This window comes from Buttiauxella sp., assembly GCF_035271705.1.
GTDB lineage: Bacteria > Pseudomonadota > Gammaproteobacteria > Enterobacterales > Enterobacteriaceae > Buttiauxella.
This window is the reverse complement of sequence record NZ_DATERI010000114.1, coordinates 1-7879: the sequence shown is the minus strand read 5'-3', so window position 1 is coordinate 7879 and position 7879 is coordinate 1. Positions and strand designations below refer to the sequence as shown.

Annotated in this window: 6 protein-coding genes and 1 pseudogene; all 7 read left to right on the top strand. The window is 54.9% G+C overall.

Features of this window, described 5'->3' with window-relative positions; genetic code table 11:
* The first annotated feature begins 79 nt into the window (after positions 1-79).
* On the top strand, positions 80-847 hold the full coding sequence (locus tag VJY99_RS10525) for an NADH-quinone oxidoreductase subunit B family protein (RefSeq protein ID WP_324118108.1): 768 nt from the start codon (positions 80-82) through the stop codon (positions 845-847).
* Positions 763-1230 (top strand): annotated as a pseudogene (locus tag VJY99_RS10520) (formate hydrogenlyase maturation HycH family protein); the annotation flags it as partial. The gene VJY99_RS10525 and the pseudogene VJY99_RS10520, both read left to right, overlap by 85 nt.
* A gap of 165 nt (positions 1231-1395) precedes the next feature.
* On the top strand, positions 1396-1854 hold the full coding sequence (gene hycI / locus VJY99_RS10515; protein ID WP_324118114.1) for a hydrogenase maturation peptidase HycI: 459 nt from the start codon (positions 1396-1398) through the stop codon (positions 1852-1854).
* A gap of 194 nt (positions 1855-2048) precedes the next feature.
* A complete protein-coding gene (hydN, locus tag VJY99_RS10510; protein ID WP_324118106.1) occupies positions 2049-2594 on the top strand; it encodes an electron transport protein HydN in 546 nt (181 codons plus the stop codon).
* Between the two features lie 108 nt (positions 2595-2702).
* Positions 2703-4853, top strand: coding sequence for a formate dehydrogenase subunit alpha (gene fdhF / locus VJY99_RS10505; RefSeq protein ID WP_324118104.1), 2151 nt, complete (start codon positions 2703-2705; stop codon positions 4851-4853).
* Positions 4854-4962: 109 nt separating this feature from the next.
* Positions 4963-7182, top strand: coding sequence for a carbamoyltransferase HypF (gene hypF, locus VJY99_RS10500; protein ID WP_324118112.1), 2220 nt, complete (start codon positions 4963-4965; stop codon positions 7180-7182).
* Positions 7183-7186: 4 nt separating this feature from the next.
* Positions 7187-7879 (top strand): HoxN/HupN/NixA family nickel/cobalt transporter (locus VJY99_RS10495; protein WP_324118110.1); only part of this gene is annotated, 693 nt, incomplete at its 3' end.

Here is a 7879-nt window from a genome sequence, read left to right as displayed (position 1 = left end):
GCCCGGAATGTAAACGCAAGCTTTGCCTGGTTTCTTCCGAGCAAATCGACCTTAGCCGCCAGATTAGAGAGGCCAGCTAATGAGTATGTTACTCGGCCCACGCGACGATAAAGGCATGCCAGTGCCAATGACGGTGGATGAGTCCATCGCCAGTATGAAAGCGTCGCTACTGAAAAAAATTAAACGTTCCGCGTATGTTTACCGTGTTGACTGTGGTGGCTGTAACGGCTGCGAAATCGAAATTTTCGCCACCCTTTCACCACTTTTCGATGCAGAACGCTTCGGGATTAAAGTGGTTCCGTCGCCTCGTCATGCGGACATTTTACTGTTTACCGGCGCGGTGACTCGCGCCATGCGTTCCCCTGCGCTGCGTGCCTGGGAATCAGCGCCGGACCCAAAAATTTGTATCTCATACGGCGCGTGCGGTAACAGCGGCGGTATCTTCCACGACCTGTATTGCGTCTGGGGCGGCACCGACAAAATCGTCCCGGTGGATGTGTATATTCCGGGTTGCCCGCCAACACCTGCGGCAACGCTGTACGGTTTTGCCATGGCGTTAGGTTTGCTGGAGCAAAAAATCCACGCCCGGGAAGCCAGCGAGATAGACGCCCAACCGGCGCAAATCCTGCACCCGGACATGGTGCAGCCATTGCGTGTGCGTATCGACCGTGCTGCACGTCATCTGGCGGGTTATCGCTATGGCCGCCAGATTGCTGACAGCTACATGGAAAATCTTACCGCTGGTGGCGGCAGTGTTCAGCAATGGCTGGCATCCGAGAACGATCCGCGTTTGACCGAAATCGTCACACATCTGGAAGAACTGGTGAAACAGGAGCGCGTGTCATGAGCGAGTCGGTGGTGTTTTGCCAGCTTAGCCGTAAGTTTGTCGATGAAAACGACAACACACCGAGTGATGCGCAACAGGTGGTTTATTACAGCCTGGCAATCGGCCACCATCTCGGCGTTATCGACTGCTTGAAAGAGAATCTGGTTTGTTCGTTTGAGCCTTACAAAGCGTGGATTGCCACGCTTGAAGCAGGCAGCGAAGCGCGGCGTAAAATGGAAGGTGTGCCGCGTTATGGCGAAATTGTTATCGACCAAAGTCATGTGGTTTTGTTAGCCAAAGCCTTTGATGCAGCCATTCCAACGCAAACCGAACAGCAGCAAATCTGGAGCCAGGAGCTGCTCGATATGCTGCAAGCCATTCAACTAGAACCCGCCATTTATTTGATGGTTCGGAGGCGTTATGACCTCGACCAAAATCATTCGAGTTGCAGCAAGGCGGTAACTGAGCAAGTCCCTGAGAGCATAGATAACGATGTGACCGGGGCGACCGGGGCGAACGAAGGCGACCAACGCGGCGGCGGCTCGAAGAATGAAGGTCGTAATGTTTTACTGTGTGTTGGCAACACCATGATGGGCGACGACGGCGCAGGCCCTTTGCTTGCCGAAAAGTGCCTGGCCGCGCCACAAGGCGACTGGGTGGTTATCGACGGCGGCACCGCGCCGGAAAACGATGTGGTGGCGATCCGTGAATTGCGCCCAACAAGATTGTTGTTGGTCGATGCGACGGATATGGGTCTCGCTCCTGGTGAAATCCGCGTGATAGACCCGGACGATATCGCTGAAATGTTTATGATGACCACCCACAACATGCCGCTCAACTACCTGATTGATCAGTTGAAAGAAGATGTGGGCGAAGTGATTTTCCTCGGCATTCAGCCTGATATCGTCGGCTTTTACTACCCGATGACTGACGCGATTAAAGCGGCGGTTGAAACGGTGTATCAGCGCCTGGCGGGATGGGAAGGCAAAGGCGGCTTTGCGGATCTGGAAGCGCCGGAGTTCGAGTAATCTAACGCCCTCACCCTCTCCCTGGGGTGAGGGTGGAAAACACCTCTGTCATTTGCCCAAATGACATCGTCAAATGTGTCGATGTCACTGTCATCCCTCCCCCGATCAATGCGCAACGCCTTGAATCACGCTAGTTTCAAAGTTGGCACACTTTATGTATGCCTAATGCCGACTTATAAAAACAGGAGTCTCTGATGAACCGCTTCATCATTGCTGATTCAAGCAAATGTATTGGCTGTCGCACTTGCGAAGTGGCCTGTGTCGTGTCCCACCAGGAAGCGCAAGATTGCGCGGCTATAACACCGCAAACCTTCCTGCCCCGTATTCACGTGATTAAAGGCGTGAATGTTTCTACCGCGACGATGTGCCGCCAGTGCGAAGACGCCCCTTGCGCCAACGTCTGTCCGAACGGGGCTATCAAGCGCGAGCATGGCTTTGTGAATGTGATGCAAGAACGTTGCATCGGCTGCAAAACTTGTGTGGTTGCCTGCCCGTATGGCGCGATGGAAGTGGTTGTTCGCCCAGTCGTGCGCAACAGCGGTGCCGGTCTTAACGTGCTGGCCGAAAAGGCCGAAGCGAATAAATGCGACCTTTGCCATACCCGAGCAACAGGGCCAGCTTGTATAGAGGCCTGCCCTACCAACGCCATTATTTGCGTTGACCGCAACAAGCTTGAACAAATGAGTGCTGAAAAACGCCGCCGTGCTGCGTTTGATGGGACTTCATCCATTTTCCTTTGATGTCTTCCTAAATAATTGGCGTTGCATCAAGGCGGCAAATGAGCCAATCCCGATGCAGCTTCAAGTATGAAGGGAATGAAATTTTCACTTTTAACAGGTCTGTTACCGATGAAAAAAATTACCAGCGTCTGCCCATACTGTGGCGCAGGCTGCAAACTCAAACTGGTTGTTGAGAAGAACAAAATTATCCGTGCCGAAGCAGCTGACGGCGTGACGAACCAAAATGAACTCTGCCTGAAAGGTTATTACGGCTGGGATTTTCTCAACGACACGAAACTGCTCACGCCGCGTCTAACGCAGCCGATGATTCGTTACGAAAAAGGCGGCAAGCTCCAGCCCGTTAGCTGGGATGAAGCCATTAGCTATACCGCGAAACGCCTGAAAGCGATTAAAGAGCAATATGGCCCGCGTTCCATAATGACGACCGGTTCGTCACGCGGAACGGGTAACGAAACCAACTATGTGATGCAGAAGTTTGCCCGCGGTGTGCTGCATACCAACAACGTCGATTGCTGTGCGCGTGTTTGCCACGGGCCGTCGGTGGCGGGTTTGCAGGTGACGCTGGGAAATGGCGCGATGAGTAACTCTATCGGCGACATCGAACACTCAAAATGCCTGTTGGTGTTTGGTTATAACTGCGCCGATTCACACCCGATCGTGGCGCGTCGGGTGATTAAAGCGAAAGAAAATGGCGCGAAAATCATTGTTTGCGATCCGCGTCGCATCGAAACCGCGCGTATTGCAGACCAACATTTGCAGTTGAAAAACGGCTGTAATATGGCGCTGGTGAATGCCTTTGGTTACGTGCTACTCGAAGAGAATCTCTACGATAAAGAGTATGTGGCGAAATTCGCTGACGGCCTGGAAGCCTACCGTGAAGTCGTCAAAGGCTACGCGCCAGAAGACGTTGAGCACCTGACCGGCGTGCCGGCACAACAAGTCCGCCTCGCGATGAGGACGTTCGCCGCCGCCCCTTCTGCCACCATCATGTGGGGTATGGGCGTCACCCAGTTTGGCCAGGCAGTCGACGTGGTAAAAGGCTTATCCAGCCTGGCGTTGCTGACCGGTAATCTGGGGCGTGAAAACGTCGGTGTGGGCCCGGTGCGTGGGCAAAACAATGTGCAGGGTGCCTGCGATATGGGCGTGCTACCGAACCAGTTCCCGGGTTATCAGGATGTGGTTGACCCACAAGTGCGGGCCAAATTTGCCAAAGCGTGGGGCATCAACGTTGATGATATGGACGACCAGGTCGGCGTGCGTATCACCGAAGTGCCACACATGGCGCTCGAAGGCGAGATGAAAGCCTACTACATCATGGGCGAAGACCCGTTGCAGACCGAGGCCGACCTGGGCCTGGTACGCAAAGGGTTTGAAGCGCTCGATTTTGTCGTAGTGCAAGACATCTTCATGACCAAGACCGCCGAAGTGGCGGATGTGATTTTGCCAGCCACCTCCTGGGGCGAGCACGGCGGCGTGTTTACTTGTGCCGACCGTGGCTTCCAGCGTTTTGAAAAGGCCATTGAGCCGAAATACAACGTCAAACGTGACTGGGAAATTATCAGCCTGCTCGCAACCGAGATGGGCTACCCGATGCACTACGACAACAACCAACAAATCTGGGACGAAATGCGCGAGCTTTGCCCGCTGTTCTTTGGCGTCACCTACGAGAAAATGGGCGATATGGGCCATGTGCAGTGGCCATGCCCGACGCTTGACCATCCCGGCACCCCGTATCTCTACAAAGACAGCAAGTTCGATACACCCAACGGTAAAGGCCAGCTTTTTGCCGCGCAGTGGCGTGCGCCTGCTGAAATACCTGACGCAGAATATCCGCTAGTGCTGTGTACCGTTCGTGAAGTCGGACACTACTCCTGTCGCTCCATGACCGGTAACTGCGCGGCACTGCAAACGCTGGCGGATGAACCTGGCTTTGTGCAGATAAATCCAACAGACGCCGAATGGCTCAATATCAAAGACAAACAACTGGTGTGGGTCAGCTCGCGTCGCGGCAAAGTGATCAGCCGTGCAGAAGTGAATGAGCGCATCAACCTGGGTTCGGTGTACATGACTTACCAATGGTGGATTGGTGCGTGTAACGAGCTAACGCAGGACAACCTCGACCCGATTTCCAAAACACCGGAAACCAAGTATTGCGCGGTAAATGTCAGCCAAATTGCTGACCAGCAATGGGCAGAGAACTATGCGCAAACCACCTATAGCGAGATGAAAGCGCGTTTACGTCAGGCGGTGGAAGTTTAAAAAGGGTGGAAGACGCTGCACAACGGCTTTCTCGTCGGTCGGATAAGTGCTGCGTCATCCGACAAAAATACCCACACATTGGTGCTAAATAGTGAATTTTAACGGCGTGATGCTACGCATTCGCGGCAAAGTTCAGGGTGTTGGCTTCCGGCCATTCGTCTGGCAACTGGCGCAAAAACTTAAACTCACCGGCGATGTCTGTAATGACGGCGCTGGGGTTTTAGTACGCCTTGCTTCCTCTCCCGATGCGTTTATTACCGAGCTTCACGCCCATTGCCCACCGCTGGCTCGTATCGACAACGTTGAACAAACCCCCTTGCTTTGGGAAATGCTGCCGCAAGATTTTACGATTCGCCACAGCGCCAGCAGCACAATGGACACGCAAATCGTCCCCGACGCCGCCACCTGCCCTGATTGCCTGCGTGAACTTAACGATCCCAACGATCGTCGCGATCGCTATCCGTTTATCAATTGCACCCACTGTGGCCCTCGTTTCACGATTATCAACGCCATGCCGTATGACCGGCCCAACACGGTAATGGCGGCGTTTCCGCTATGCCCGGCGTGTGAGAATGAGTATCGCAACCCGATGGACAGGCGCTTCCATGCACAACCCGTCGCCTGCCCGGAATGCGGGCCGCAAATTGCCTGGCAATCTGGCGAGCAAAACCTTGAACGTGAAGCCGCATTACAGGCCGCCATCCGCGCGCTAAAAGCCGGGAAAATCGTCGCGATAAAAGGCCTGGGAGGTTTCCATCTGGCGGTTGATGCGTGTAATAACGCCGCCATCACCCGCTTACGGGCGCGTAAACATCGCCCGACCAAACCGCTGGCGGTGATGCTGCCAGATTCACGCAGATTACCGGCAAATGTGCTCGCACACCTCACCACGCCTGCGGCACCGATTGTCTTAATGGCGAAATCAGCGTTACCGGAATTTAGTCACACCCTTGCTCCGCACCTGAATGACGTCGGCGTGATGCTACCCGCCAACCCGCTACAACATCTTTTGATGCAGGCATTCGATGGCCCGCTGGTGATGACATCCGGTAATTTGAATGGCAAACCGCCAGCCATCACCAATCAGCAAGCGCTCGACGAATTAGCCGACATTGCAGATGGTTGGCTACTACACAATCGCGACATCATGCAGCGTATGGATGATTCCGTGGTACGAGCCAACGGTGAAATGCTGCGCCGTGCCAGAGGATTTGTGCCGGATGCCCTACCGCTGCCGCCAGGTTTTGCCGCACAGCCATCGATTCTGGCGTTGGGTGCAGATTTGAAAAACACCTTCTGTTTGCTGCGCGGCAACCAGGCGGTGCTTAGCCAGCATCTGGGCGATCTCGCTGAAGAAGGGGTTGAACAGCAATGGCAAAAAGCACGCATGCTGATGTGCGCAGCTTATGATTTTACGCCGGAACATATCGCGATAGATGCCCATCCAGGCTACCACAGCGCCCGGATTGGGCTTGAAATGGGTTTACCGGTCAGCAAGGTTTTACATCACCACGCTCATGCGGTGGCGTGCCTGGCCGAACACCTTTGGCCTCGGGACGCGGGCGATGTCATTGCGCTAACCCTTGATGGTATGGGTTATGGCGAGAACGACCAGTTGTGGGGTGGGGAATGCCTGCGGGTTAACTATCGGGAATGTGAGCACTTAGGGGGTTTACCCGCGGTGGCGCTCCCTGGCGGAGACCTCGCGGCTCGCCAGCCGTGGCGCAACTTGCTTGCCCATTGCCTGGCTTTTTTACCGGGCTGGCAGCAATGCCCTGAAACCGCCGTGGTGCGCGAACAAAACTGGCCGCTGCTGGCGACCGCAATTGCACGTGGGATTAACACCCCGCTGGCCTCCTCCGCAGGCCGTTTGTTCGATGCCGCTGCCGCCGCACTTAACTGCGCACCGCTGCAACAAAGCTACGAAGGGGAAGCCGCTGGCCGCTTTGAAGCACTGGCATCGCAAAGTGGTGCCTGTCGCCATCCTGTCACCCTGCCGCTTAGTGCCGGTAAACTCGATATGGCGACGTTCTGGCAGCAATGGCTGAACTGGCATGACTGTGCGCCCGCTCGAGCCTGGGCTTTTCATGATGCGCTGGCAAAAGGTTTGGCTGACCTGGCGCGTAGCCATGCGCGTCGGTTGTCGATTAATACCATCGTGTTCAGCGGTGGCGTGCTGCATAACCAACTGATGCGTGAACGATTTGCGCATCATCTCGCAGATTTCAATCTGCTCTTCCCGACACAGTTGCCAGCCGGTGACGGTGCCCTTGCATTGGGCCAGGCGCTGGTTGCCGCCGCCCGCTTCCACCTTCCTTCACAAGGATAAAATGATGTTCTTGCGTATTCTTCGTGACAACCCGCGCGCCGCTGTTTTGCTGGCTGTTTTAGTTGCCGCAAACCTTGCCGCCTGGGCCTGGGCGCTGGTTTCGTTTCACCACAGCACGGCATTGATGGCCGCAAGTTTACTGGCCTGGTGCTACGGCCTGCGCCATGCGGTCGACGCCGACCACATCGCAGCAATTGATAACGTGACGCGCAAGATGATGCAGCAAGGGAAACGCCCGTTTGGTATTGGTGCCTGGTTCTCGCTCGGTCATTCCAGCATTGTGGTGCTAGCTTCAATCGCGATTGCCGCAACCGCTGCGGCATTTAAGAATGATATGGACTGGTTCCATGAGGTTGGTGGCGTGATTGGCACGGCCGTATCGGCGTGTTTTTTGCTGGCAATGGCACTGGTTAATCTGGTGATTTTACGTGGCGTATGGCGCAATTTTCACCAGCTCAAGCGTGGTGAACCGTTGTCTGCCGAGGCGACTGATTTCACTGGTGGCGGCATGATGAGCTGGCTGTTCCGCTCCACATTCAAGCTGATCAATAAAAGCTGGCATATGTATTTGGTCGGTTTTTTGTTTGGTTTAGGGTTTGATACGGCAACAGAAATTGGCGTGCTGGGCATTTCTGCCGCCAGCGCGTCTAGCGGGATGTCGATATGGTCGATTCTGGTGTTTCCGGCGCTGTTTGCC

Excerpts from the sequence above, each read along its gene's own strand:
- VJY99_RS10525 (WP_324118108.1), top strand. The coding sequence starts at position 80 with ATGAGTATGTTACTCGGCCCACGCGACGATAAAGGCATGCCAGTGCCA.
- hydN (WP_324118106.1), top strand. The coding sequence starts at position 2,049 with ATGAACCGCTTCATCATTGCTGATTCAAGCAAATGTATTGGCTGTCGC.
- fdhF (WP_324118104.1), top strand. The coding sequence starts at position 2,703 with ATGAAAAAAATTACCAGCGTCTGCCCATACTGTGGCGCAGGCTGCAAA.
- hypF (WP_324118112.1), top strand. The coding sequence starts at position 4,963 with ATGCTACGCATTCGCGGCAAAGTTCAGGGTGTTGGCTTCCGGCCATTC.